The 22620-nt window shown below is 69.8% G+C and carries 21 protein-coding genes; 16 read left to right on the top strand and 5 right to left on the bottom strand.

Annotation, left to right across the window (positions count from 1 at the left end; translation table 11 throughout):
* Nucleotides 1-73 precede the first annotated feature (73 nt).
* The 7 genes from M2351_RS23410 (at nucleotide 74) to M2351_RS23380 (ending at nucleotide 6872) form a co-directional block, all read left to right on the top strand.
* Complete coding sequence (locus M2351_RS23410) at nucleotides 74-1297, top strand: FAD-dependent monooxygenase (RefSeq protein ID WP_264658460.1); 1224 nt, start codon at nucleotides 74-76, stop codon at nucleotides 1295-1297.
* Nucleotides 1298-1466: 169 nt separating this feature from the next.
* The gene (locus M2351_RS23405; protein ID WP_319801916.1) at nucleotides 1467-2222 is read left to right on the top strand and encodes a maleate cis-trans isomerase family protein; all 756 of its coding nucleotides are present in this window, start codon (nucleotides 1467-1469) and stop codon (nucleotides 2220-2222) included.
* An 8-nt stretch (nucleotides 2223-2230) separates the two neighbouring features.
* Nucleotides 2231-3040 (top strand): alpha/beta fold hydrolase, encoded by an 810-nt coding sequence (locus M2351_RS23400; RefSeq protein WP_264658459.1) that lies wholly within the window; start codon nucleotides 2231-2233, stop codon nucleotides 3038-3040.
* A 28-nt stretch (nucleotides 3041-3068) separates the two neighbouring features.
* Nucleotides 3069-4130 (top strand): M29 family metallopeptidase, encoded by a 1062-nt coding sequence (locus M2351_RS23395; protein ID WP_264658458.1) that lies wholly within the window; start codon nucleotides 3069-3071, stop codon nucleotides 4128-4130.
* Nucleotides 4127-4741 (top strand): isochorismatase family protein, encoded by a 615-nt coding sequence (locus M2351_RS23390; RefSeq protein WP_264658457.1) that lies wholly within the window; start codon nucleotides 4127-4129, stop codon nucleotides 4739-4741. Before M2351_RS23395 ends, M2351_RS23390 begins: the two co-directional genes overlap by 4 nt.
* A 178-nt stretch (nucleotides 4742-4919) precedes the next feature.
* Nucleotides 4920-5597: a TetR/AcrR family transcriptional regulator gene (locus M2351_RS23385; RefSeq protein ID WP_264658456.1), complete on the top strand. Its 678-nt coding sequence runs from the start codon at nucleotides 4920-4922 to the stop codon at nucleotides 5595-5597.
* A 123-nt stretch (nucleotides 5598-5720) separates the two neighbouring features.
* Nucleotides 5721-6872, top strand: coding sequence for a M24 family metallopeptidase (locus tag M2351_RS23380; RefSeq protein WP_264658455.1), 1152 nt, complete (start codon nucleotides 5721-5723; stop codon nucleotides 6870-6872).
* Between the two features lie 4 nt (nucleotides 6873-6876).
* On the opposite strand, the gene M2351_RS23375 is transcribed toward M2351_RS23380, so the two are convergent.
* Together M2351_RS23375 and M2351_RS23370 are read right to left on the bottom strand one after the other, a co-directional pair.
* Nucleotides 6877-7935, bottom strand: coding sequence for a bile acid:sodium symporter family protein (locus M2351_RS23375; protein WP_264658454.1), 1059 nt, complete (start codon nucleotides 7933-7935; stop codon nucleotides 6877-6879).
* 179 nt (nucleotides 7936-8114) lie between these two features.
* A complete protein-coding gene (locus M2351_RS23370; RefSeq protein ID WP_264658453.1) occupies nucleotides 8115-8897 on the bottom strand; it encodes a GntR family transcriptional regulator in 783 nt (260 codons plus the stop codon).
* Nucleotides 8898-9011: 114 nt separating this feature from the next.
* Between M2351_RS23370 and M2351_RS23365 the strand changes: the two genes are divergently transcribed.
* The 6 genes from M2351_RS23365 to M2351_RS23340 are packed head-to-tail and all read left to right on the top strand — an operon-like array spanning nucleotide 9012 to nucleotide 16544.
* Nucleotides 9012-10376 carry a M20 family metallopeptidase gene (locus tag M2351_RS23365; protein ID WP_264658452.1) on the top strand — a complete coding sequence of 455 codons (1365 nt, stop codon included), beginning with the start codon at nucleotides 9012-9014 and terminating at the stop codon, nucleotides 10374-10376.
* Complete coding sequence (locus tag M2351_RS23360) at nucleotides 10373-11953, top strand: ABC transporter substrate-binding protein (RefSeq protein WP_264658451.1); 1581 nt, start codon at nucleotides 10373-10375, stop codon at nucleotides 11951-11953. The genes M2351_RS23365 and M2351_RS23360 overlap by 4 nt, the downstream gene beginning before the upstream one ends.
* Nucleotides 11954-11958: 5 nt before the next feature.
* On the top strand, nucleotides 11959-12906 hold the full coding sequence (locus tag M2351_RS23355; protein ID WP_264658450.1) for an ABC transporter permease: 948 nt from the start codon (nucleotides 11959-11961) through the stop codon (nucleotides 12904-12906).
* Nucleotides 12899-13729, top strand: a complete 831-nt coding sequence (locus M2351_RS23350) for an ABC transporter permease (protein WP_209770979.1) — start codon at nucleotides 12899-12901, stop codon at nucleotides 13727-13729. Before M2351_RS23355 ends, M2351_RS23350 begins: the two co-directional genes overlap by 8 nt.
* Entirely contained in the window at nucleotides 13726-15303 is a 1578-nt protein-coding gene (gene nikE / locus M2351_RS23345; protein ID WP_264658449.1) for a nickel ABC transporter ATP-binding protein NikE, read from the top strand. Before M2351_RS23350 ends, nikE begins: the two co-directional genes overlap by 4 nt.
* Before the next feature lie 29 nt (nucleotides 15304-15332).
* Nucleotides 15333-16544: a M20 family metallopeptidase gene (locus M2351_RS23340; RefSeq protein WP_264658448.1), complete on the top strand. Its 1212-nt coding sequence runs from the start codon at nucleotides 15333-15335 to the stop codon at nucleotides 16542-16544.
* 137 nt (nucleotides 16545-16681) lie between these two features.
* Here M2351_RS23340 and gabD read toward each other — a convergent pair whose 3' ends face one another.
* The gene (gene gabD, locus M2351_RS23335) at nucleotides 16682-18175 is read right to left on the bottom strand and encodes an NADP-dependent succinate-semialdehyde dehydrogenase (protein ID WP_264658447.1); all 1494 of its coding nucleotides are present in this window, start codon (nucleotides 18173-18175) and stop codon (nucleotides 16682-16684) included.
* Between the two features lie 184 nt (nucleotides 18176-18359).
* Between gabD and M2351_RS23330 the strand changes: the two genes are divergently transcribed.
* The 3 genes from M2351_RS23330 to M2351_RS23320 are packed head-to-tail and all read left to right on the top strand — an operon-like array spanning nucleotide 18360 to nucleotide 20102.
* Nucleotides 18360-19118: an RNA polymerase sigma factor gene (locus M2351_RS23330; RefSeq protein WP_264658446.1), complete on the top strand. Its 759-nt coding sequence runs from the start codon at nucleotides 18360-18362 to the stop codon at nucleotides 19116-19118.
* Between the two features lie 37 nt (nucleotides 19119-19155).
* Entirely contained in the window at nucleotides 19156-19581 is a 426-nt protein-coding gene (locus M2351_RS23325) for a DUF5602 domain-containing protein (RefSeq protein ID WP_264658445.1), read from the top strand.
* Between the two features lie 11 nt (nucleotides 19582-19592).
* Nucleotides 19593-20102, top strand: a complete 510-nt coding sequence (locus tag M2351_RS23320) for a plastocyanin/azurin family copper-binding protein (protein WP_264658444.1) — start codon at nucleotides 19593-19595, stop codon at nucleotides 20100-20102.
* Here M2351_RS23320 and M2351_RS23315 read toward each other — a convergent pair.
* Nucleotides 20083-21894, bottom strand: a complete 1812-nt coding sequence (locus M2351_RS23315; RefSeq protein WP_264658443.1) for a CHASE2 domain-containing protein — start codon at nucleotides 21892-21894, stop codon at nucleotides 20083-20085. The genes M2351_RS23320 and M2351_RS23315 overlap by 20 nt on opposite strands.
* Before the next feature lie 10 nt (nucleotides 21895-21904).
* Complete coding sequence (locus M2351_RS23310; RefSeq protein ID WP_264658442.1) at nucleotides 21905-22531, bottom strand: FecR family protein; 627 nt, start codon at nucleotides 22529-22531, stop codon at nucleotides 21905-21907.
* Nucleotides 22532-22620 lie beyond the last annotated feature (89 nt).

Below are 22620 nucleotides of genomic sequence, written 5' to 3'. Positions count from 1 at the left end.
CACCCCTTCCCGCCCCATTAATTAAACAATCGGCCGATTAAATTCGGCCGCAGCCCGAGTTCAGGAGGCAAGAGTGCGAAAGACACTGCGTATCGGCATCGTCGGCGGCGGCATCGGCGGCGTAGCGCTTGCGGGCAGCCTGCTCCAGCGCGGCTTCGAGGTGCGCCTGTTCGAACGCGCGCCCGGCTTCGGCGAGATCGGCGCCGGCATCCAGATGACCCCCAACGCCGTGAAGGTCATCAAGTCGCTGGGCCTGCTCGACCCGATGCTGAAGGCGGGTTTCCTGCCCAAGGCGCTGGTCGGCCGCAACTGGAAGACCGCGCGGGAGAGCTTCCGCACGCCGCTGATCGACACCTGCCCGGTGCTGTACGACGCGCCCTTCATCCACATCCACCGCGCCGACCTGCACGCCATCCTGGCGACCCTGGTCCCGGACAGCGTGGCGACCTTCGGCGTCAGCGGCACCGGCGTGCGGCAGGAGAAGGACACCGCCGTCGCCACCTTCAGCGACGGCAGCGAGTTCGAGGCCGACCTGATCGTCGGCGCCGACGGCGTGCGCTCCGTCGTGCGCTCCGCCCTGTTCGGGGAGGAGGCGCCGCGCTTCACCGGCCACATGTGCTACCGCGCCGTGGTGCCGGTGGACGGGGTGGTGGACTTCGTCAGCCCCGACAGCTCCTTCTGGTTCGGCCCGCACAGCCACGTCGTGACCTACTACGTGCACGGCGGCAAGGCCGTGAACATCGTCGCGGTCGCCGAGACGAAGGAGTGGGTGGAGGAGTCCTGGAACGCCCCCAGCAGCAAGGAGGAGATGCTGAACGCCTTCCGCGGCTGGCACCGAAACGTGGAAACCCTCTTCAGCCGCGTGGATCAGGTCTACAAGTGGGGCCTGTTCGACCGCGACCCGATGCAGACCTGGTCCAAGGGCCGCGTGACCCTGATGGGCGACGCCGCCCACCCCATGCTGCCCTTCCTGTCGCAGGGCGCCGCCATGGCGATCGAGGACGCTTACGTTCTGGCCGAATCCCTGAAGGGGCACGGCCGCGACGTCGCCTCGGCGCTCCGCGACTACGAGGCGGAGCGCCTGCCGCGCACCAGCCGCGTGCAGTTGGAAGCGCGGGAGCGCGGCCGGACCTACCACCTGCCCTCCCCGCTGGCCCAGGCCAAGCGCGACTTCATGTACTGGGTGCGCGGCCTGTTCAACCCGCAGGCCACCGGCATCCAGGCCAACTGGGTCTACCAGTACGACGCCCGCGCCTTCCGCCCCACCGTCGCCGCCAAGCCCGAACTGGCCGCCTGACGCCAAAGCTTCGCCGCGAGGATTCACCACCAAGACACCAAGTCACCAAGAAGCTCCATAGTGCTTTCGCATCGGCTCCGGTCAGCGTTCCGGGCCGGGCCTCTCACTTGGTGTCTTGGTGCCTTGGTGGTGAAAACCGGCCCTTCAAAGAAATCCCCAAGGATCAACCATGCACACCAAGACCCACCGCATCGGCCAGATCGTCCCCAGCTCCAACACGACCATGGAGACGGAAATCCCGTCGATGCTGACCGCGCACGCGCTGGCGCACGGCACGCGCTTCACCTTCCATTCCAGCCGCATGCGCATGAAGACGGTGAAGAAGGAGGAGCTGGCGGCCATGGACGCGGAGTCCGACCGCTGCGCCCTGGAGCTGTCCGACGCCCGCGTGGACGTGCTGGGCTACGCCTGCCTCGTCGCGATCATGAGCATGGGCAAGGGCTACCACCGCACCTCGCAGGAGCGGCTGCATTCCCGCACCCAGGAGAATGGCGGAGCCGCTCCGGTCATCACCAGCGCCGGCGCGCTGGTCGACGCGCTGCACGTCATTGGGGCGAAGCGCATCGCGCTGGTCGCCCCCTACATGAAGCCGCTGACCCAGCTCGTCGTCGACTACATCGAGCATGAGGGCGTGCAAGTCGTGGACTGGCGCGCGCTGGAGATCCCCGACAACCTGGAGGTCGGCCGCCACGACCCGGCCCGCCTGCCGCAGATCGTGGCGGGCATGGAGACGTCCAACGTCGACGCGGTCGTCCTGTCGGCCTGCGTGCAGATGCCCTCGCTGCCCGCCATCCCGCAGGTGGAGGCGATGACCGGCAAGCCGGTGGTCACCGCGGCGGTCGCCACGACCTACGCGATGCTGAAGGCGCTCGACCTGAAAACCTTTGTGCCGGGGGCCGGCGCGCTGCTCTCCGGCGCCTACTGAGGGGTGGGATGATGACCAGCACCTACCGGTACGGCGCCAACGTCCGCGCCAACGGCATTCGCCAGCATTACCTGCGTTACGGCGGGAAAGGACGCCCGGTGATCATCGTGCCGGGCATCACCAGCCCGGCGGTCACCTGGGGCTTCGTGGGGGAGCGGTTCGGCCGCAACTTCGACACCTACGTGCTCGACATCCGCGGCCGCGGCCTGTCGGAGGCGTCGGACAGCTTGGATTATAGCCTGGACGCCATGGCCGCCGACGTCGCGGCCTTCGCCGAGGCGCTGGGCCTTCGAGACTACGCGCTGGTCGGGCACAGCATGGGCGCCCGCATCGGCCTGCGTGCGGTCAGCCGGCACGGCGCCACGCCGGCCCGGCTGGTGATGGTCGATCCGCCGGTGTCCGGCCCCGGCCGCCGGCCCTACCCGGCGCAGCTGCCCTGGTACGTGGACTCCATCCGCCTGATGAGGCAGGGGGCCGACCTGGAGGCCATGCGGCCCTTCTGCCCGACCTGGACCGACGAGCAACTGCGCATGCGCGCGGAGTGGCTGCACACCTGCGACGAGCGGGCCATCGTCACCGCCTTCGAGGCCTTCCAGACCGACGACATCCACGCCGACTTCCCGCGCCTGACATGCCCGTCGCTGCTGATGATCGCCGGCGGCGCCACCGTGATCCTGCCGGAGGACGAGGCGGAGATCCGCGACCTCCAGCCCGCCATCCGCACCGTCCGGGTGGAAAAGGCCGGGCACATGATCCCGTGGGACGACGAGGAAGGCTTCTACCGCGCCTTCGGCGATTTCCTCGGCACCCCTGTTTGACCAAACCCCGTTCAGAAAGGGAGCATCCATGGCCGTCAGCGACGCCGACATGGTCCGCGCCTGGACCCATGTCCTGACCCTCTCCAAGCTGAAGCCGCAGGACGTGGTGACCGCGCTGACCAGCGACAGCACCCACCCGCAGACCCTGCGCACCGCCCTGATCGCCGCCGGAAACCTTGGCGCGCGGGTCAACCGGCTGGACCTGCCGCCGGTGAACGCGGAGTTCGCGCACAGCCGCGACAGCCTCGCCTATCTCGGCACCACGCCGCTGACCGGCAACCGCGCCGCCATGGCCGCGCTGAAGGAAAGCGACCTCGTTCTGGACCTGATGACCCTGCTCTTCTCGCCGGAGCAGATGGAGATCCTGGACAGCGGCACGAAGATCCTGCTGGCCGTCGAACCGCCGGAGGTGCTGGTCCGCCTGCTCCCCAGCCTGGAGGACAAAGCGATCGTGGGTGAGGCCGCAGCACTGCTGAAGGCCGCGAAGGAGATGCGCGTCACCTCCAAGGCCGGCACCGACCTGCGGCTGCCCATCGGCGAGTTCCCCGTGGTCCAGGAATACGGCTTCGTGGACGAGCCCGGCCGCTGGGACCACTGGCCGAGCGGCTTCAGCTTCACCTTCCCCAACGAGGGCAAGGCGAGCGGGCGCATCGTGCTGGACAAGGGCGACATCCTGTTGCCGATGAAGTCCTACCTGACCTCGCAGATCGAGATGACGGTGGAAAACGGCTTCGTCACCGCCATCACCGGCGGCTTGGACGCCGACCTGCTGAACGACTACATGGACGCCTTCGACGACCCGGAGGCTTACGCCATCTCCCACGTCGGCTGGGGCACGCAGGCCCGCGCGCGCTGGTCGACGCTCGGCCTCTACGACCGGGAGCAGACGCTGGGCATGGACGCCCGCGCGTTTGCCGGAAACTTCCTGTTCTCGATGGGGCCCAACAACGAGGCCGGCGGATCGCGCGTCACCGCCTGCCACATCGACATCCCCATGCGCAACTGCACCGTGGCGCTGGACGGACGCGAGATCGTGCGCGACGGCAAGATCCTGGCCCAAAAGGAAACGACCAAGAAGGTATCCGCATGAGCACCGCTGAAACGCAGGTTTATGAGCGCCAGGGATTCGGCCGGTCGCTGGGCATCCAGGGGCAGATCGGCCTGCTGATCGTCGATTTCGTCAACGGCTTCGCTGACCCGGCGGTGTTCGGCGGGGGCAACATCCCGCCGGCCATCGCCCGCACGACGGAGGTCCTGGCCAAGGCCCGCAAGCGCGGCTGGAAGGTGGCGCACAGCCGCATCGTCTACGCCGACGACGGTTCCGACGGGAACATTTTCTCGATCAAGGTGCCGGGCATGCAGACCCTGACCGAGCGTGCGGCCATCAGCGCCATTGTGCCGGAGCTGACGCCGGTGGAGGGCGAGTTGGTGGTCCGCAAGACCGTCCCGTCCGCCTTCTTCGGCACCGGGCTGGCGCCTTGGTTGACTCAGCGCGGGGTCGAGACACTTCTCATCGCCGGAGCGACGACCAGCGGCTGCGTGCGGGCCAGCGTCGTCGACGCCATGTGCCACGGCTTCCGGCCGGTGGTCATGGCGGACTGCGTCGGCGACCGGGCCATCGGCCCACACGAGGCCAACCTGTTCGACATCGCCCAGAAATACGGCGACGTCGTCCCGGCGGAGCGCATCCTCGCGCTGTGATCGGTCCTGTGATCGGGGCGGGGGACGGTGGTATGGTGAAGGATTGGGAAGAGACGCAGCGTTGAGAATGAGCCAGGCGAAGACCAAACCCCAGGACGCTCCGTCCCCCTCCGACGTCCCTTCCAATGGGACGCCACGGCGGCGGGCCGGTCCCGGCCGGCCGGAAGGCACCAGCCACGTGCGCGACGCCATCCTCGACGCGGCGGAGGTGGAGTTTGCGGCACTCGGCTACGCCGGCACCAGCCTGCGCAACGTCGCGGAGCGGGCCAACGTCACCCAGGCGCTGATCAACTATTATTTCGGCTCCAAGAACGGCCTGTTTGAGGAGGTCTTCCTGCGGCGCGGCCGGCAGATCGCCGAGGAGCGCCTGCAGCGGCTGGAGGTTCTGCGCGGCTCCGGGAAGCCGCTGTCGGTCCCGGACATCGTCTACGCCTTCCTGATGCCGGCCCTGTCGATGCGGGAGACGGACGGCGGGCGGACCTTCATGCGGCTGCACGCCCGCCTGCACACCGAACCGCCGGAAATCTCCTACAAGCTGCGCAACCAGGCCTACGACGAGTCCACGCGCGCCTACGCCGACGCGCTGCGCGAGGCCCTGCCGCATTTGTCGGAGCGGGACGTCTACTGGCGCATCACGCTGATGATCGGCGCCTATCTCTACGCCTTTTCCGACACCCACCGGCTGGAGGAGATGGCGCGCGGCGTCTGCAACCCGGACGACCCGGACGAGATCATGACGGCCATCAGCAGCTTCGTCACGGCGGGCATGGTGGCCCCTGCCCCGGCCGTGCCGGAAGCGCCCGCACCAAAGAAGCGGAAGCCCAAGGTCACAAAGGCCAGCGCAACAACCGCTTGATCCGGCGGAGATCCTGGTCGACGATGCGGCCGGCCGCGCTCTGCGGCCGAAGCGCGCGGGCACCCCTCCCTTCCCCGCGCCACGCCATTCCCCGCGTCAAAAACCTATCGTCGAAAGCCGAGAATGCCCCGACCCAACGCGGAGCCGACCTCGCTCCTCTTCACGACCGCCGAGTATGAATCGCGTCTGACGGCGGTGCGCGCGCAGATGCAGGCGCGCGGCGTCGATGTCCTGCTCGTCGACCAGACCGAGTTCCTGTCCTACCTGACCGGCTTCGGCCCGTCCGAGACCATGCACCGCGCCTGCCTCGTGCCGCTGAGCGGGGAGCCGGTGATGGTGCTGCGCGCCATCGACGTCGCCCCCTTCCAGGAGCACACCTGGCTGACGCGCCACGTCGCCTTCGCCGATTGGGAGGACCCCGTCGCAGTGCTGGCCGACACGCTGCGGCGGAACGGCTGGGCCGGCGTGCGCCTTGGGCTGGACGAGGACTCCTACTGCATGACGGTGCGCCGCTTCCGGGCGCTCCAGGCCGCCCTGCCGGACGCCCGCTTCGTCGATTTTTCGGGCGTCCTGGATGTGCTGCGGGCGCGCAAGTCGGTGACGGAGATCGCCTACATCCGCAAGGCGGCCTCCATCGCCGACCTCGCCATGGCCGAGGCCATCGCCGTGGCCGGTGAGGGCAAGAGCGAGCGCGACGCCGCCGCCGCGGCCAGCCACGCCTTCGTCCGGCTGGGCGCCGACACCGGGCGCGCCGGGCCGATCACCGCCGGAACAGGGCTGGGCTTCCTGCACGGCCACCTGCACAGCCGGGCGATGAGCGCCGGCGAGATCCTGCACCTGGAGCTGATCCCCACCGTCAACGGCTATGGCGCCCGCCTGATGCGCCCGGCGGTCATCGGCGCGCCGACCGACGAGCAGCGGCACACCGCCGAAACACTGATCCACATCCAGGACCAGCAGTTCGCCGCGATGCGGCCGGGCACCCTCGCACGGGAGGTCGACGCCATCGCCCGCGAGGGTATCCTCGGCGCGGGCCTGCGCGACAGCTACAGCAACGTCACCGGCTACACGCTCGGCCACTACCCGCCGTCGACGCCGCGCACCAGCGACTTCACGCGCGTCTTCCTGCCGACCTCCGACTGGGTGCTGGAGACGGGCATGACCTTCCACATGTACGTGTCGGCCTGGGGCATCGCCTTCAGCGAGACGATCCTGGTCACCGACCATGGCGCCGAGCGGCTGACGCAGACCGCCCGGTGCCTGTTCGTGGCTTAAGGCTTCAGGTACGGCCCAGCGGCTGGGCGGTGGCGGCGATCCGCGCTGGCTTGCCGCTGGGATGCGGGGCCGGAGCTTCGGCTTCCGGCTCCAGCGCCTCGGCCGCGTCGGCGTAGCGGCGGGCGAGGACGGCGCAGGCCATCAGCTGGATCTGGTGGAACAGCATCACCGGCAGCAGCACCAGCCCCGCCGTGGCCGGGGAGAACAGCACCCCGGCCATGGGCACACCGCTGACCAGCGACTTCTTCGACCCGCAGAAGACGATGGCGGTCTCGTCGGCCTTCGAGAAGCCGAGCCGCCGGGTGAGCAGCGTGGTTCCCCCCAGGAAGATCGCCAGGATGACGCAATCGATGGCCAACAGCACGGCGAGTGACTGCGGCGGAACCTGAAGCCACAGCCCGTTCGCCACCGCTTCACTGAAGGCCAGATAGACCACCAGCAGGATCGATCCGCGGTCGGTGAACTTCAGCAGCGTCTTGTGCCGCGCCGCCCACCCGCCGACCCAGGGGCGCAGAACCTGGCCAAGGACGAAGGGCAGCAGAAGCTGCGCCGCAATGGTCCCGATCGTGTCGAGCGACAGTGTGGCCCCCTGCACCTTCAGGAACAGCGCGACCAGCAGGGGCGTGACCAGGATGCCGCCGATGTTGGACAGGGTCGAACTGCACACCGCCGCCGCGACGTTGCCCCGCGCCATCGAGGTAAAGGCGATGGAGGACTGCACGGTGGAGGGCAGCAGGCAGAGGAACTGCACGCCCATTGCCAGCGCGGGCGGCAGCAGGCTGGCCGGCATCGTTTCCACCACCAGCCAGCCGATCAGCGGGAAGGCGACGTAGGTCAGGGAGAGGATCAGCAGGTGCAGCCGCCAATGGGCGATGCCGGCGATCACCTCCTCGCGCGGCAGGCGGGCGCCGTGCAGGAAGAACAGCAGCGCGATGGCCGCATCCGCCAGCCAATGCATCCCCTCCGCCGCCTCGCCCTGCACGGGAAGCAGAGTCGCGAGCCCAACCGTCGCCGCCAACGCCATCGTAAAGCCGTCGAGGTTCAGGCGAGGCAAGCGGATCATCGGGACTGCCTTCAAGCGGAAGCGGAACAACGGATTTAACGCTGCACCGCCACAAATGGAAGCATCCACGAGCCCACCAGGCAGAGTTTCGCCCGCATAGCAGGCCTGATTTTGTCCGTTTTTCTGACTTTCAGTGAGGCGTATTACTGCATTCGCAGTGGCGAAGACCGACCATTACCTCATCGCACCTCGTTGACGTAGCGGTGGTTGTCGGCCAGCGTTCGGTGATGGCCGACGATGGTCAGTGCCCCGGCCTGATCGAACGCTTCCTCATCGATGACCAGCAGGGCGGCCGGGTCGGGCAGGTCCAGGACGGCGCGATCCTCATCGATGGCGAGGCCGGCGGACACCTGTTCCCGCACCGCGGAGATGCGGATGCCGTAGGAGTCGAGCAGGTGGATGTACAGGCGCTGCGGCACCTCGGCCGGCTCCATCGGGAAATTCGGCAGCCGGCGGGCAACCAGCGCCATGCGCGAGCGCATCACCGCCCGGCCGTCGACCCGGCGCACGCGCTCGATGCGGAGCATCGGCTCCCCCTCCGCCTCTCCGAACAGCAGCGCCTCCGCCGATGTGGCCGGCTCGATCACAAGGCGCCTCACCTCCGCCTCCGAGGTCAGCAGCCGGCCGTCGGGGCCGTGCATCCGGTAGTACTGGAAGAAGAATCGCAGGCTGTGCTGCGGCGTGCGGCCGGTGACGATGGTGCCGGTCTTGCGCCGGCGCATCAGCATGCCGTCGGCGGTCAGATCGGCCAGCGCGCGGCGCATCGTGCCCACCGCGACGCCATACTCGGCGGCCAGCGCCACCTCCCCCGGCAGCACCATGCCCGGCGGCCATTCGCCGAGCAGAATGGCCTCCGCCATGCGCCGCTTCACATGCTCGTACAGCGGCACCGGAAGCTCGGCTAACCCGCTTGCTGGCCCGCTTGCCTGTTTTTTCGCCACCGCCGCCTCATAATCGGTCATTTTGTTGCTCAAAACTTGACGATTGACAAAGTGTCTGTCCGGCCGTCTATTTCTTTATAGAATATAGAAATAGCCCGGTGGATGCCATGCCCGAAGCCATGCCCGGTGTGTTCCATGAATGACCTCGGTGCCATGAAAAGCCTTGATGGCGCGATGGCCTGGATCGAGCGCGCGGCGGAAAGCGCTGTCGCCGACTTCGCGCGCATGATCGCCATCGACACTGCCTTTCCTCCCGGCGCCGGCTACGACGCCTTCGCCGACCTGATGGACGAGCTGATCGCCCCGCTGGGCTTCCAGTCCCAGCGCGTCGTGGTGCCGGAGGCGCTGTGGGCGGCTCCCGGCAACTGGGCGAAAGGACAGCGCACCAATCTCATTGGGGAGCGCGAAACGGGCAAGCCCGTTCTCGGGCTCTACTTCCACGTGGACACCGTCCCGGCCGCCCCCGGCTGGACGCGCGATCCGCTGGCCCTGACGCGCGAGGGCGACCGGCTCTACGGGCTGGGTGCCGCCGACATGAAGGGCACCATCGTCGCGGTCCTGCTGGCGCTGCGCGCCGCACAGGCCAGCGGCCTGGACCTCGCCTACGACCCGACGCTGCTGTTCTGCACCGACGAGGAGGGCGGGCTGTACCCCGGCATCCGCTATCTGGCGGAGCTGGGGCTGCTGAAAGGCCACATCCTGAACTTCAACGGCACCGCCGCCCCGCGGATTTGGGCCGGCTGCTTCGGCCTGTTCAACCTGCTGGTCCGCATCCACGGCCACACCGTCCACGCGGGCGAGGGCAACAACAGCGGCGCCGGTGTCAACGCCATCGAGGCCGCGCTGCCAGCGCTCCAGGCGCTCGCCGCGCTGAAGCCCACGGTCGCCGCCCGCACCTCCACCCTGCCGGCCCCGCCCACAGCCACCGGCCCGCTAACCGCGCGATTGGACATCGCCGCCGCCAACGGCGGCACGGCCGGCGGGCAGGTTCCGTCTTTGTTCGAGATCCTGGTGTCGCGGCGCTACGCGCCCGAGGAGCGGTTTGAGGACGCCTATGCGGAGATCGCCGGCGCCATCGCCGCGGCCATGGAGCCGGTGAAGGCGGCCTCCCCCAGCGTGCAGATCGAAACCCACCTCGTCGGTCACCTCGCCCCGACGTCCGACCCGACCGGTCCGCACTGGCCGCGCTGGCAGGCCGCCCTGTCGGCCGGCTTCGGCTACCGGCCGGAGGAGTTCCGCGCCTGGGGTGCCTCCAGTTGCTCCGACTTCGGCTGGGTGCAGCGGACAGGCATGCAGGAGGTGCTGCTGACCGGCCTCGGCCGGCCCGACCGGCACATCCATTCCCCGGACGAGCACACCACGCTGACCGACATCGTCGCCCTGGCGAAAAGCGTGCTCGCCTACCTCGCGGCCGGCTTCGCCCCGGACCTCATTCCTGAAAACGCCGCCCAAAACGCCGCCAACGTTTCCCCGACCTCGCAGAAGGAGTTCGCTCGATGATCCCCGTGACCCGCCGGCTCTTTCTCAGCGGCACCGCCGCCGCCGTCTGCGCCCTGTCCTCCGGCGCCGCCCTGCTCGGCCCGGCCACCACGGCCTTCGCCCAGACGGCCGCCCCGAAGCGCGGCGGCGTACTGCGCATCTCCGTCGACCAAGCGGCCAGCGTCATCCACCCGCTGCGCACCCGCGTGAACCCGGAATATCTGGTGGCGGAGCTGCTCTATTCCGGCCTGACCCGCCTCGGCCCGGAGATGACAGCGGAGCCCGACCTCGCCGAGTCCTGGAGCCCCGACGCCAGCCTGACCGAATGGACCTTCACGCTGCGGCCCGGCCTGACCTTCCACGACGGCTCCCCCTGCACGGCCAAGGACGTGGTCGCGACCTTCACCGCCATCCTCGACCCCAAGACCGCCTCGCCCGGCCGCACCAACGTCGGCCCGATCAAGGAAGTTGTGGCGCGCGACGACCGCACCGTCCTGATCCGCCTGCAATCGCCCTTCGCCGACCTGCCGGTGACGCTCGCCTACACCAACGCCCGCATCATCCCCGCGGCGGTGATCGAGGGCGACCTGGACAGCCTGTCGCGCACGGCCATCGGCACCGGCCCCTTCAAGCTCGTCTCCTTCGAGCCGGACCGCAAGATCGTGGTGGAGCGCAACCCCGCCTATTACGACCCCGCGCGCCCCTACGTGGACCGCGTTGAGGTGCTGGTCTATCCCGACCGCACGGCGGAGGCCTCGGCCCTCATCTCCGGCGACACCGACCTGATGATGGCGACCGCCCCCGGCGAGTTCCAGCGGCTGGGCAAGGCGTCGGGTGTGAAGACGCTGCGCGTGCCGTCGGGCCAGTTCCTGAACGTCAACATGGGCTGCGACCAGAAGCCCTTCTCCGACGTGCGCGTGCGCAGGGCGCTGGCGCTGACCATCGACCGCGACGCCATGGTCGGCTTCGTCGCCGGCGGCTACGGCACGCCCGGCAACGATTCGCCGGTCAGCCCGGCCTACCACTTCTACAAGGAGATGCCGCTGCGCAAGGCGGACGTCGCCCAGGCCAAGAAGCTGCTGGCCGAGGCCGGCTACCCCAACGGCGTGGACCTGACGCTGATCGCGTCGGACAAGCCGGGCACCCGCACCGACCTTGCCGTCGCCATCCGCGAGATGGCCAAGGCCGCGGGCTTCCGCATCCAGGTGCAGACCATGCCGCACGCCACATACCTGGATCAGGTGTGGAAGAAGGGCAACTTCTACGTCGGCTTCTACAACATGCAGGCGACGGCCGACGCCATCTTCTCGCTGCTCTACACCTCCGACGCGGCCTGGAATGAGACGCGCTGGAACAACAGCGCCTTCGACGCCCTGGTGGCGGAGGCCCGCACCAAGACCGACGAGGCCGAGCGGCAGGCGCTCTACGCCAAGGCGCAGCAGCTGATGCACGACGAGATCCCGTCGGTCATCCCGGTCTTCTTCGACCTGCTGGCCGCCCAGCGCGCCTATGTCCAGGGCTATGGCCTGCACCCGCGCGGCTCGGTCTTCCGCCTCGACTTCGTGTCGCTGGGTGCCGACGCACCGAAGCGGGGCTGACGCCGGTGTCGCTGTCCTGGATTCTGCGGCGGCTGCTGCTGATCGTCTACACGGTCTTCGTCGTGTCGGTCCTGGTCTTCGGCATCACCCAGGTGCTGCCGGCCGACGCGGCGGTGACCCTGCTGGGCGAGAACGCGACCGCCGACGCGCTGGCCGCCATCCGCGACCGGCTGGGCCTGGGCGCCCCGATCTGGATGCAGTATCTGCGCTGGGTCGGGCACGCCGTCACCGGAGACTTCGGCCTGTCCATGCGGACCGGCCAGCCGGTCGGGCCGGAGATGGTGGCGGCACTCGGCCGCTCGCTCCTGCTGGCCTTCGCCGCCATCGCGCTGATGCTGGTGATCGCGGTGCCGCTCGGCGTCGTGGCGGCGGTGCGGCAGGGCAAGCTGGCCGACACGCTGACCAGCCTCGTCTCCTACCTCGGCGTCGCCTTTCCGGAATTCGTGACGGCGACGCTGTTCGCCATGCTGCTGGCCGACACGCTGCAATGGCTGCCGGCGACCGGCTACGTCTCCCCCTTCGAGGATGTCTGGGGAGCGGTCCAGCACTTGGCCTTGCCGGTGCTGACCGCGTCGGTGATCCTGGTGGCCCACGTCTCCCGCATGGTCCGGTCGGAGACGCTGGACGTGCTGCACAGCGATTACGTCCGCGCCGCCCGGCTGAAGGGCCTGCCGGAGCGCACCGTGCTGATGCGCCACGCCCTGCGCAACGCGCTGCTGCCGGTGGTGACGATCGTGGCGCTGGACGTCGGTTACCTGCTCGGCGGCATCATCGTCATCGAGGAGATCTTCGCCATCCCCGGCATCGGGCGGCAGCTGATGGTGGCGATCACCGCGCGCGACCTGCCCTCCATCCAGGCCGGCGCGCTGATCATGTCGGCGACCTACGCCGTCGCCAACACGCTGGCCGACGTCGCCTACGCCTTCCTCGACAAGAGAATCCGCTATGACTGACCTCCTGCGACGCCTCGTGCGCACGCCGCAGGGCGCCATCGGGCTGCTGCTCCTGCTCGTCCTGGCGGCGGTCTGCCTGTTCGGCCCCTGGCTGGCCCCGCAAGACCCGGAGAAGATCGACTTCCTCGGCCGCTTCCGCCCGGCCGGGGCGGAGAACTGGTTCGGCGCCGACCAGCTCGGCCGCGACGTGCTGAGCCGGCTTCTGGTCGGCGCCCGCTCCACCATCCCCATGGCGCTGGCGGCGACGCTGCTCGGCACCGTCATCGGCTCGGTGGTGGGAACGGCGTCGGCCTATCTCGGCGGGCGCTGGGACGAGGCGATCATGCGCACCATCGACGCGGTGATGGCGGTGCCCGGCCTGCTGCTGGCGCTTCTGCTGGTCAGCACGCTGGGCAACGGCGCCACCAACGCGATGGTCGCCATCGCCGTCGCCTTCGCGCCGGGCATGGCGCGCGTCACCCGCTCCGTCGCGCTCAACGTGCGCAACCAGGATTACGTCAAGGCGGCCATCGTGCGCGGCGAGCGCGGGTCCTGGATCGTGTTCCGCGAGATGCTGCCCAACGTCATGGCCCCGGTGGTGATCGAGACGACCATCCGCGTGTCCTTCGCGGTGATGCTGTTCGCCACACTCAGCTTCCTCGGCCTCGGCGCGCAGCCGCCGGCGTCGGAATGGGGGCTGATGGTGGCCGACGCGCGCCAGTACGTCCACCAGGCGCCCTGGATCCTGATCGCGCCATCCATCGCCATCGCGGTGACCGCCATCGCCTTCAACCTGCTCGGCGACGGGCTGCGCGACGCCATGAACCCGCGGAACGAACGATGACGACTCCGGTCCTGTCCATCCGCAACTACACGCTCGAGTACCTGACCGGCGCCGGCCCCGTCCGCGTGCTGCAGGACATCGGGTTCGACATCGCACCGGGGGAGGTGCTGGGCCTCGTCGGCGAGTCCGGCTCCGGCAAAAGCTCGCTGGCTTGGGCGATCATGCGCCACCTGCCGAAGAACGCGCGCGAAGTGTCAGGCGACATCCGCCTGGGCGACACGGATCTCCGTGCCCTGCCCGGCCGCGAGCTGACCCGCGTCCGCGGGCGGCGCATCGGCATGGTGTTCCAGGACCCGTCCACCTCCCTGAACCCCACCCTGCCCGTCGGCCGCCAGATCACCGAGACGCTGGTCACCACCCGCGGCCTCAGCCCCAAGGAGGCCTGGACGGAAGCGCTCGCCCTGCTCGGCCATGTCGAGCTGCGCAACCCCGAGGCGCTGATGAAGCGCTACCCGCATGAAATCTCGGGCGGCGAGAAGCAGCGCATCCTGATCGCCACCGCCTTCGGCTGCCGGCCGGAGCTGATCGTCTTCGACGAGCCGACCACCGCGCTGGACGTCATCACCGGCGCAAAAATCCTGGAGCTGTTCACCCGCCTGCGGGCGGAGACCGGGGTCGCCGCACTCTACATCTCCCACGACCTCGCGCTGGTCTCGCGCGTGGCTGACCGGGTCGCGGTGATGAAGCACGGCAAGCTGGTGGAGGAGGCCCCGGCCGACCGCATCTTCCGCGCGCCGCAGCATCCGGAAACGCAGATCCTCGTCGATGCCGTGCCGCGGCCGGAACGCCGCCTCGTCCACGACCAGCCGGGGGAGCGGGTTCTGCTGGCGGCACAGGACATCTCTGTCCACTACGCCCGCCGCCGCCTGTTCCGCCCGGCCCCGCCGCCGGCGACGCAGGCGGTCGGCTTCGACGTGCGGGCGGGGGAGATTCTGGGCGTGGTCGGCGAATCCGGCTCCGGCAAGTCCTCCATCGCGCGGGCGCTGACCGGGCTGGCCGACTTCAGCGGAAACATCCGTTTCGACGGCCGGCCCATCGCCGCCGGGCGCGCCATGGACCGCCAGTACCGCCGCGCGGTGCAGATCGTCTTCCAGCACCCGGACAGCTCGCTGAACCCGCGCCAGAAGGTGGGGGAGATCCTGGCCCGGCCGCTGCGCCTGTTCGGCGGCAACGTGGCGGACGTGGGCAAGCTGCTGGAGCAGGTGCGCCTGCCCGCCAGCTTCGCCGACCGCTGGCCGCACCAGCTTTCCGGCGGGCAGAAGCAGCGCGTCGCCATCGCCCGCGCCTTCGCGGCCAAGCCGTCGCTGGTCATCTGCGACGAAATCACCGCCCCGCTCGACGTGTCGGTGCAGGCCTCGATCATCGAGCTTCTGCTCACGCTGCGGGCGGAGACCGGGACCGCCTACCTGTTCATCACCCACGACCTGAACCTGATCCGCCAGATCGCCCACCGCATCGCCGTGATGCGCGGGGGCGAGCTGGTCGACCTGCTCTCCATCGACGCCATCGACGCGGAGCACGTCCACCCCTACACGCGCGACCTGATCGCCGCGTCCCCCACCCCCGTCGGCTGAGGCCAAGGATTTCCGATATGGACACCCCAATGGATAGGCAAGCCCTTCTCGCCCGCCTGGACACGGACGCCGCCCTGGCGTTCCTCGCCCGGATGGTCCAGCACAAAAGCTACAGCCAGACCGACGGCGAACGCGCGCTGGCCGCCTTCATGAAGGACGCAATGGCCGGCATCGGGCTGGAGGCGGAGCTGACCCCGGTGCCCGGCGAGCGGGTCAACGCCGTCGGCCGCTTGCGTGGGACTGGGGGCGGCAAGAGCCTGTTGTTCAACGGCCACATCGACACCAACCCGGTGACCGAGGGCTGGACCGTGGATCCCTGGGGCGGGAAGATCGACGACCGCTTCATCTACGGCATCGGCTGCTCCAACATGAAGGCGGGCGACGCCGCCTATTTCTGCGCGGTCAAGACGCTGATCGAGGCCGGCGTGAAGCTGCGCGGCGACGTCATCCTGACCTATGTGGTGGGGGAGCTTCAGGGCGGCATCGGCACCTTCGCCCTGATGGAGCAGGGGCTGCGCGCCGACTATTTCGTCAACAGCGAGCCGACGGACCTGCAGGCCATGACCATGCACGCGGCGGCGCTGTCCTTCGTGATCGAGCTGGTCGGCGACACCCGCCACCTGTCCAAGCGGGAGGAGGCGGTGGACGCCATCCTGGCCGCCTGCGACCTGATCCCGCGCATGACCGCGATGAAGCTGTCGGGCGCCCGCTCGCCGGAGCATGAGACGATCAACCGCGTCCATGTCGGCGTGGTGCACGGCGCGCTGGGCAAGGACCTGCACGAATGGCGCCCGCCGCAGGTCGCCGACTTCGTCCGGCTGAAGGGCTCCGCCCGCTACGCCACCGGCCAGACGGAGGACGGCGTGCTCGCCGACCTGCGCTGCGAATTGGACGCGCTGGAGGCGCGCTTCCCCGGCCTGAAGGCGACGGTGCTCTCGGACAACCAGCGCGGCACCCCGACCATGCCGACCTTCGAGGTGGCGAAGACCAGCCCCATCGTCCAGGCCATCAACAAGGCCTACCGCGAGGTGCGCGGGACGGAGCAGCCGACCGGCGCCATCACCCCGCCGGGCTTCTACGGAACCGACGCCGGGCACCTGCTGCATTCCGGCGGCATGGAAGGAATCGTCTGCGGCCCTGGCGGCCGCTACAACACCATGCCGGACGAGCGCGTGGACATCGAGGACTACCTCGACATGATCCGCGTCTACATGCTGACGATCCTGGAGGTCTGCGGCTGAGCCCCCTCCCGCGGCGTGCACGCGAAAAAAGCCCCTCGCCCCTTGGGGGAGAGGGGCTTTTCCGTCGGCATTTCAGGCGCTTACCGCCCACACAGGATGTGTGCACACCTTAAGGGAGGGGAACGGCGAATGGCAGATTACCGCCCCACCCCGCCCATGCAGAGGTACTTGATCTCCAGATAGTCCTCGATGCCGTACTTGGAGCCCTCGCGGCCGATGCCGCTCTCCTTCATGCCGCCGAAGGGGGCGACCTCGGTGGAGATGATGCCCTCGTTGATGCCGACGATGCCGTATTCCAGCGCCTCGGCCACCCGCCAGACGCGGCCGATGTCGCGGCTGTAGAAGTAGGCGGCCAGGCCGAACTCAGTGGCGTTGGCCATGCGCACGGCCTCGTCCTCGCTGTCGAAGCGGAACAGCGGGGCGACCGGGCCGAAGGTCTCTTCCCGCGCCACCTTCATCTCCGGCGTCACGTCGGCGAGGATGGTCGGCTCGAAGAAGCTGCCGCCCAGGCTGTGGCGCTTGCCGCCGGCCACCACGCGGGCGCCCTTGCCGACCGCGTCGCGGATGTGGTCCTCGACCTTCTCCACGGCGGCCATGTCGATCAGCGGGCCCTGCTGGGCGCCGTCGGTGGTCAGGCCGGGACCGACTTTCAGCGCGGCGACGGCGTCGGACAGCTTGGCGGCGAAGGCGTCGTAGACGCCGGACTGCACCAGCAGGCGGTTGGCGCAGACGCAGGTCTGGCCGGTGTTGCGGTACTTGGACGCGATGGCGCCCTTCACCGCCTCGTCGAGGTCCGCGTCGTCGAAGACGATGAAGGGGGCGTTGCCGCCCAGCTCCAGCGACACCTTCTTCACGGTGCCGGCGCACTGCGCCATCAGCTCCTTGCCGATCTCGGTGGAGCCGGTGAAGGACAGCTTGCGGACGATGGGGTTGCCGGTCATCTCGCCGCCGATAGCGCGGGCGGAGCCAGTGACGACGCTCAGGAGACCGGCCGGAATGCCCGCCCGCTCCGCCAGCACGGCCATGGCGAGTGCCGTGAAGGGGGTGGCGGTCGCCGGCTTGATCACCATCGGGCAGCCGGCGGCGAGCGCCGGGCCGGCCTTGCGGGTGATCATGGCGGCCGGGAAGTTCCACGGCGTGATGGCAGCGGTGACGCCGATCGGCTCCTTGGTGACGACGATGCGGCGGCCTTCCAGGTGCGACGGGATGGTGTCGCCGTAGACGCGCTTGCCCTCCTCCGCGAACCACTCGATGAAGGAGGCGGCGTAGGCGACCTCGCCGCGCGCTTCGGCCAGGGGCTTGCCCTGCTCGGCCGTCATGATGCGGGCGATGTCCTCCTGGTTCGCCATCATCAGGTCGAACCAGGCGCGCAGCAGCTTGGCACGCTCCTTGGCGGTCTTGGCGCGCCACGCCGGCCAGGCGCGGTCGGCGGCCTCGATGGCGCGGCGGGTTTCGTCGGCGCCCATCATCGGGACGCTGCCCAGGACCGAACCGTCGGCCGGGTTGCTGACCTCCACCGTCTTGCCGCTGTCGGCATCAACCCAGCGCCCATCGATGTAGCACTGGAAGCGCAGAAGCTCGGCGTCCTTCAGCCCGAGCCGGCGGGCGGTGTCCACGGAATCGTACGGCATGGCGACTGTTGCTCCCCTCGAATTTCTTATAAGGCTGACGGGTGGTGTCCAACACAAGTGTGTCGGCGGCGCCTGCTTTTCCACCGTCCGGCACCGATGGGGGCACTCCCTCTGCGCGGGAACCCGCGACACGCCGTCCGCATCAAATCCCACAGATGCACAGCGTTGCGATGGGGAGCCCCGCATGAGCCAAGCGAATCCGAGCGACCGGCGCACGGCCGCACCCGACGGTGATCCGGCCCCCGACGATTTGGCCCCCGACAATCTGGCCCTCGACGACTTGGTTGGGCGGCTCCGGGCGGGGAACGCCGCCGCGTTCCGCACCCTGATGCAAGCTCACAACCGACGCCTCTACCGCTTGGCACGCAGCGTCCTGCGTGACGCAACGGAGGCCGAGGATGCGGTCCAGGACGCCTACGTCTCTGCCTTCACCCACCTGGACCAGCTCCGCGACGCGTCCACCCTGGGGACGTGGCTTGGCCGCATCGTCCTCAACGAAGCCTTCCGCCGGCTCCGGCCGAGGCCCGCCATGACGGAATTCGACGATGTGACTGGTCCCGTTGAGGCGCCAAGCGCCCAAATCATTCCGTTTCCCGGCGCTCCGCAAACGCCGACGACCCCTGAGGAGGACGCCGCGCGGGCCGAGATGCGCCGATTGCTGGAGCGCGCCGTGGACGAACTGCCGGAGGTGTTCCGCATCGTGTTCGTCCTGCGCGAGGTCGAGCAGATGAGCGGCCAGGACGTCGCCACCCTTCTCGGCATCCCAGCGGACACCGTCAAGACACGCCTGCACCGGGCGCGCCGCTTGCTCAACCAGAGCCTTCGCCGGCGGCTGTCGCCCACCCTGGCCGGGGTGTTCCCGTTCGCCGGCGACGAGTGCGCGCGCATCGTCGCGCGGGTTCTCAACCGCCTGGGTCTGCCCGCCGATCCGAATGGGGGTTAGCGGGGGAAGACCGTCATTCACACAATGGGAGGAAAGCATGCTGATCCGCACAGCCTTGATCGCTGGCGCGTTCGCCCTGACATCCGTATGGGCAGCCATGCCCGCGCACGCCCAATCCGTAGGGAAGGCACCTCCGGGCGGCGCCTACAAGAAGGTGAGCGAGCTGGTGAAGCTGCCGGACTTCCTGCCCGGCCTCGGCACGCTCTACGTCGATCCCAAGACCCTGCCCGCCGGCCCGTTCCTCGCCTACGACCACGACGGGCGGCTGGTCAGCACCGTCTATATGATCCCGGTGGAGGACATGCAGGCGCAGAAGAAGTTCGAAGCCCTGAAATCGCCGGGCGGCGCCGTCGATCATGTGGACATGTACTTCAACGCCGGCCATCCCGGCGTGGAGAAGCCCCACTATCACGTCGTGCTCTGGCACGTCGCCAAGGCCGACGAAGCGCGCGTGGCGAAGTAGGGCCTTGTGCCATGATCACCAGACGCGCGCTGTTGCGGGCCGGCGGTGGGACCGTCGGCCTTGCGCTGCTGGCCCTGCCGCTCCGCACGCGGGCGGAGCCGGTCATCGAGATCGCCATGCGCGGCAACAGCGACGGCTCGAAGGTCTGGTTCGATCCCGTCGGGCTGCTGGTCGAGCCGGGGCAGACGCTGCGCTGGATCAACCGCGACCCCGGCAACGCCCACACCAGCACCGCCTTCCATCCGGCCAACGGCGGACACGCATTGCGCATCCCGAATGGGGCGGCGCCGTGGAACTCCGACTATCTGTTGCCGGACCAGAGCTTCGACCTGCGCCTCACCACCTTCGGCGTCTACGACTACTTCTGCATCCCCCACGAGGAGGCCGGCATGGTCGGGCGCATCGTGGTCGGCCCTTTGGATCGCGGCCCGTCGGATCGAGATTGGCCGGAAACCGCCCGCGGCCAACTCCCGACACCGGAGGAGATCGTCCGCCGCAAAGTCATTCGCCGCCCCCCGTGAGAGCCCAGGCCTCCACGGCCCCGGCGCGACCGGGCAGCGACAGGGGGCCGAGCGGTCGGGCCGCCATCCCCTCCGCCGCCAGACGCTCCGCCACCAGCCGGTGGGTGGCGTCGGAGATCAGGACGTCCGCGCCCGCCGCCTTGGTCGCGGATTCCAGACGCGCCCCGACGTTCACCGCGTCGCCCAGCACGGTGTAGTTCAGCCGACCGGCCCCGCCGACGTTGCCGATCACCATCGGCCCGGTGTGGATGCCGATCCCGACGCGCAGCGGGTCGACCCCAAGGCTCCGCCAGCGCTCCGCCCCCGCGGCGACCGCCGCCTGCATGGCGAGCGCGCAGCGGCAGGCGTCCAGCGCCGGCTCCGCCCGCGCCACCGGCGCGCCGAAAACGGCCAGGATGCCGTCGCCGATGAACTTGTCCACATAGCCGCCGTGGCGCCGGATCTCTGCTGTCATCGCCTCCAGATAGGCGCCGAGGAAGGCGATCAGCCGGTCCGGCGGCAGTCGCTCCGACAGGCCGGTGAAGCCGCGGATGTCGGAGAAGAGGACGGTCAGCACCCGCTCCTCCCCGCCGGGACGCAGCGCCTGCGGGTGGCGGACGAGACGCTCGACGAGGTCGGGGTGCAAATATTGAGCGAAGGCCTCCCGGATGCGCCGCCCCTCCGCGCGGCTGCGGCGAAAGGCCTGGGCCATCACCGCACCGCCCGGCAGCAGGACGGCCGCCAGCGGGAAGGCCATGCCGAGCACCAGCCCTTCCAGCGCGAAGGCCGCGTGGATTGCCCCGGCTACCACCAGCGCCAGCCCGGCCAGGGCCGCCAGGGCGGCGACCGGCGGAAACCCCGCCAGCGCCGACGCCGCCACCCCGGCCAGCGCGGTGACCCCGAGGTCGCCGAGCCGCGTCACCGCGTCCTGGCGCAGCAGCCGGTCGGTCAGCAACGTATCCACCAGCATGGCGTGACGCTCCACCCCGGCCAGCGCGTCGTCGAAGGGGGTCGGGAAGCGGTCGCCCAGCCCGGTGACGGCGGCGCCGACCAGCACAACCCGCCCGCGCACCCGCCCGGCCTCCAGCCGGCCGCCCCACAGGTCGGCCAGCGGTGCGGTGTCGATGGTCCCGGACGGGCCGAGGTAGTTCACCGGCATCCGCAAGGCGCCGTCGGTTGCGATCCACTGCCCGTCGAGGTCAAGCCCATGTCCGGCATCCGTCCGCAACGGCTCCCCCGCCATACCCAGCCGCAGCCGGACCGCCGCCAAGGCCAGGGAGGGCAGGACGCCGTCCCCGTCCTTCAGCATCAGCGCCTCGCGCGAGGGGCGCCCGGCGGCGTCGGGGAACAGGTTGACGTGGCCCAGGTCCGCCGCGGCGTCCGCCAGCGCCGGGATCGGCCGGACGATCCGCTCCGGCGTCGGAAGGGCGCCATCTCCCCCGCCAAACTCCCCATAGGCCGCCAGCACCACCCGCCCGAAGCGTGTGATGGACTGCGCAAAGGCGGCGTCCCCACCCGGGTCCGGGTCGGCCTCCGGGAACAGTAGGTCGAAGGCGACCACCTCCGGCCCCAGCGCGGCGAGCCGATCCACCAGATCGGCCATGCGGCGGCGCGGCCAGGGCCAGCGGCCCAGTTTCTCCACCGAGGAGTCGTCGGCCAGCAGGACCAGCACCTCCCCGCTGACCGGCAGGACGCCACGCAGGATGAATCGCCCGTCCAGGGTCAACGCCTCCAGCCGGGCCGCCCACCCGCCGTCCCCGGCCAGCGCCTGGACGATGACAAGAAGGGCGGTGACGGTGAGGCCGATCCTCATCGGCGACCGGTCACGGCAGGGTGGTGGCATCGAGCGCGCGTGCGGCCCGGGGGGCGGCCCAGGTCTTGGGCGGCTGCGGTGCGGCACCGAGCGCCACGTCGGTCCCCTCCCCAGCCTTCAGCTCGACCGGAGGCCCGATGCCGGGGCCGGTGGACCGCACCGACACGGTGCCCGACACCCCCAGCACGGCGGTGCCCTCGCGGGTCACCTCGACGATCCATTCGGTGGAGCGGGCGGCGGCCACCGCGGTCGGCGTCCGCACCTCGAAGCGGGAGGCGCCGACCAGCTTCTCCGCCACTGCGCGGACGGCTCCCCCGGCGATGGCCAGCGCCGCGTCACGGGTGCCGGTGCCGCCCGGCTCCTCGAACCGCTCCACGGTCATGGCGGCGTTGGAGCCCAGCGTGGCGGCGCTGCCGTCACGGAACTTCACGCGCAACCGCCCGGCCGCCCCGGTCCGCAGCTCGTCCCCGGCCTCCACGGGCAGGCCGGTTTTCAGGGGGGTGACGGTACCCGACCGCACCAACTCGGCCGTCCCGACGACGGTCTGGATCTCCCCCACCGGCCCGGCGGCCAGGGCGGCCCCCGACGCAACAAGCATCACTCCGGACAGGACGGCGGCGCAGGCTTGGCAGGGCATTCTCGGTGGCCTCCCCTCGGGGACATGCAGGCCTAAGAATGCACCGTTCCACGAACGGGCGGCCGGTGCGGGCGGATTACCGCCGGCAA

The sequence above is a fragment of the Azospirillum canadense genome, assembly GCF_025961225.1.
GTDB lineage: Bacteria > Pseudomonadota > Alphaproteobacteria > Azospirillales > Azospirillaceae > Azospirillum > Azospirillum canadense.
This window is presented reverse-complemented; position numbering and strand designations above follow the sequence as displayed.

Excerpts from the sequence above, each read along its gene's own strand:
- M2351_RS23405 (WP_319801916.1), top strand. The coding sequence starts at position 1,467 with ATGCACACCAAGACCCACCGCATCGGCCAGATCGTCCCCAGCTCCAAC.
- M2351_RS23400 (WP_264658459.1), top strand. The coding sequence starts at position 2,231 with ATGATGACCAGCACCTACCGGTACGGCGCCAACGTCCGCGCCAACGGC.
- M2351_RS23395 (WP_264658458.1), top strand. The coding sequence starts at position 3,069 with ATGGCCGTCAGCGACGCCGACATGGTCCGCGCCTGGACCCATGTCCTG.
- M2351_RS23390 (WP_264658457.1), top strand. The coding sequence starts at position 4,127 with ATGAGCACCGCTGAAACGCAGGTTTATGAGCGCCAGGGATTCGGCCGG.
- M2351_RS23380 (WP_264658455.1), top strand. The coding sequence starts at position 5,721 with ATGCCCCGACCCAACGCGGAGCCGACCTCGCTCCTCTTCACGACCGCC.
- M2351_RS23375 (WP_264658454.1), bottom strand. The coding sequence starts at position 7,935 with ATGATCCGCTTGCCTCGCCTGAACCTCGACGGCTTTACGATGGCGTTG.
- M2351_RS23370 (WP_264658453.1), bottom strand. The coding sequence starts at position 8,897 with ATGACCGATTATGAGGCGGCGGTGGCGAAAAAACAGGCAAGCGGGCCA.
- M2351_RS23365 (WP_264658452.1), top strand. The coding sequence starts at position 9,012 with ATGAATGACCTCGGTGCCATGAAAAGCCTTGATGGCGCGATGGCCTGG.
- M2351_RS23360 (WP_264658451.1), top strand. The coding sequence starts at position 10,373 with ATGATCCCCGTGACCCGCCGGCTCTTTCTCAGCGGCACCGCCGCCGCC.
- M2351_RS23350 (WP_209770979.1), top strand. The coding sequence starts at position 12,899 with ATGACTGACCTCCTGCGACGCCTCGTGCGCACGCCGCAGGGCGCCATC.
- nikE (WP_264658449.1), top strand. The coding sequence starts at position 13,726 with ATGACGACTCCGGTCCTGTCCATCCGCAACTACACGCTCGAGTACCTG.
- M2351_RS23340 (WP_264658448.1), top strand. The coding sequence starts at position 15,333 with ATGGATAGGCAAGCCCTTCTCGCCCGCCTGGACACGGACGCCGCCCTG.
- gabD (WP_264658447.1), bottom strand. The coding sequence starts at position 18,175 with ATGCCGTACGATTCCGTGGACACCGCCCGCCGGCTCGGGCTGAAGGAC.
- M2351_RS23330 (WP_264658446.1), top strand. The coding sequence starts at position 18,360 with ATGAGCCAAGCGAATCCGAGCGACCGGCGCACGGCCGCACCCGACGGT.
- M2351_RS23325 (WP_264658445.1), top strand. The coding sequence starts at position 19,156 with ATGCTGATCCGCACAGCCTTGATCGCTGGCGCGTTCGCCCTGACATCC.
- M2351_RS23320 (WP_264658444.1), top strand. The coding sequence starts at position 19,593 with ATGATCACCAGACGCGCGCTGTTGCGGGCCGGCGGTGGGACCGTCGGC.
- M2351_RS23315 (WP_264658443.1), bottom strand. The coding sequence starts at position 21,894 with ATGAGGATCGGCCTCACCGTCACCGCCCTTCTTGTCATCGTCCAGGCG.
- M2351_RS23310 (WP_264658442.1), bottom strand. The coding sequence starts at position 22,531 with ATGCCCTGCCAAGCCTGCGCCGCCGTCCTGTCCGGAGTGATGCTTGTT.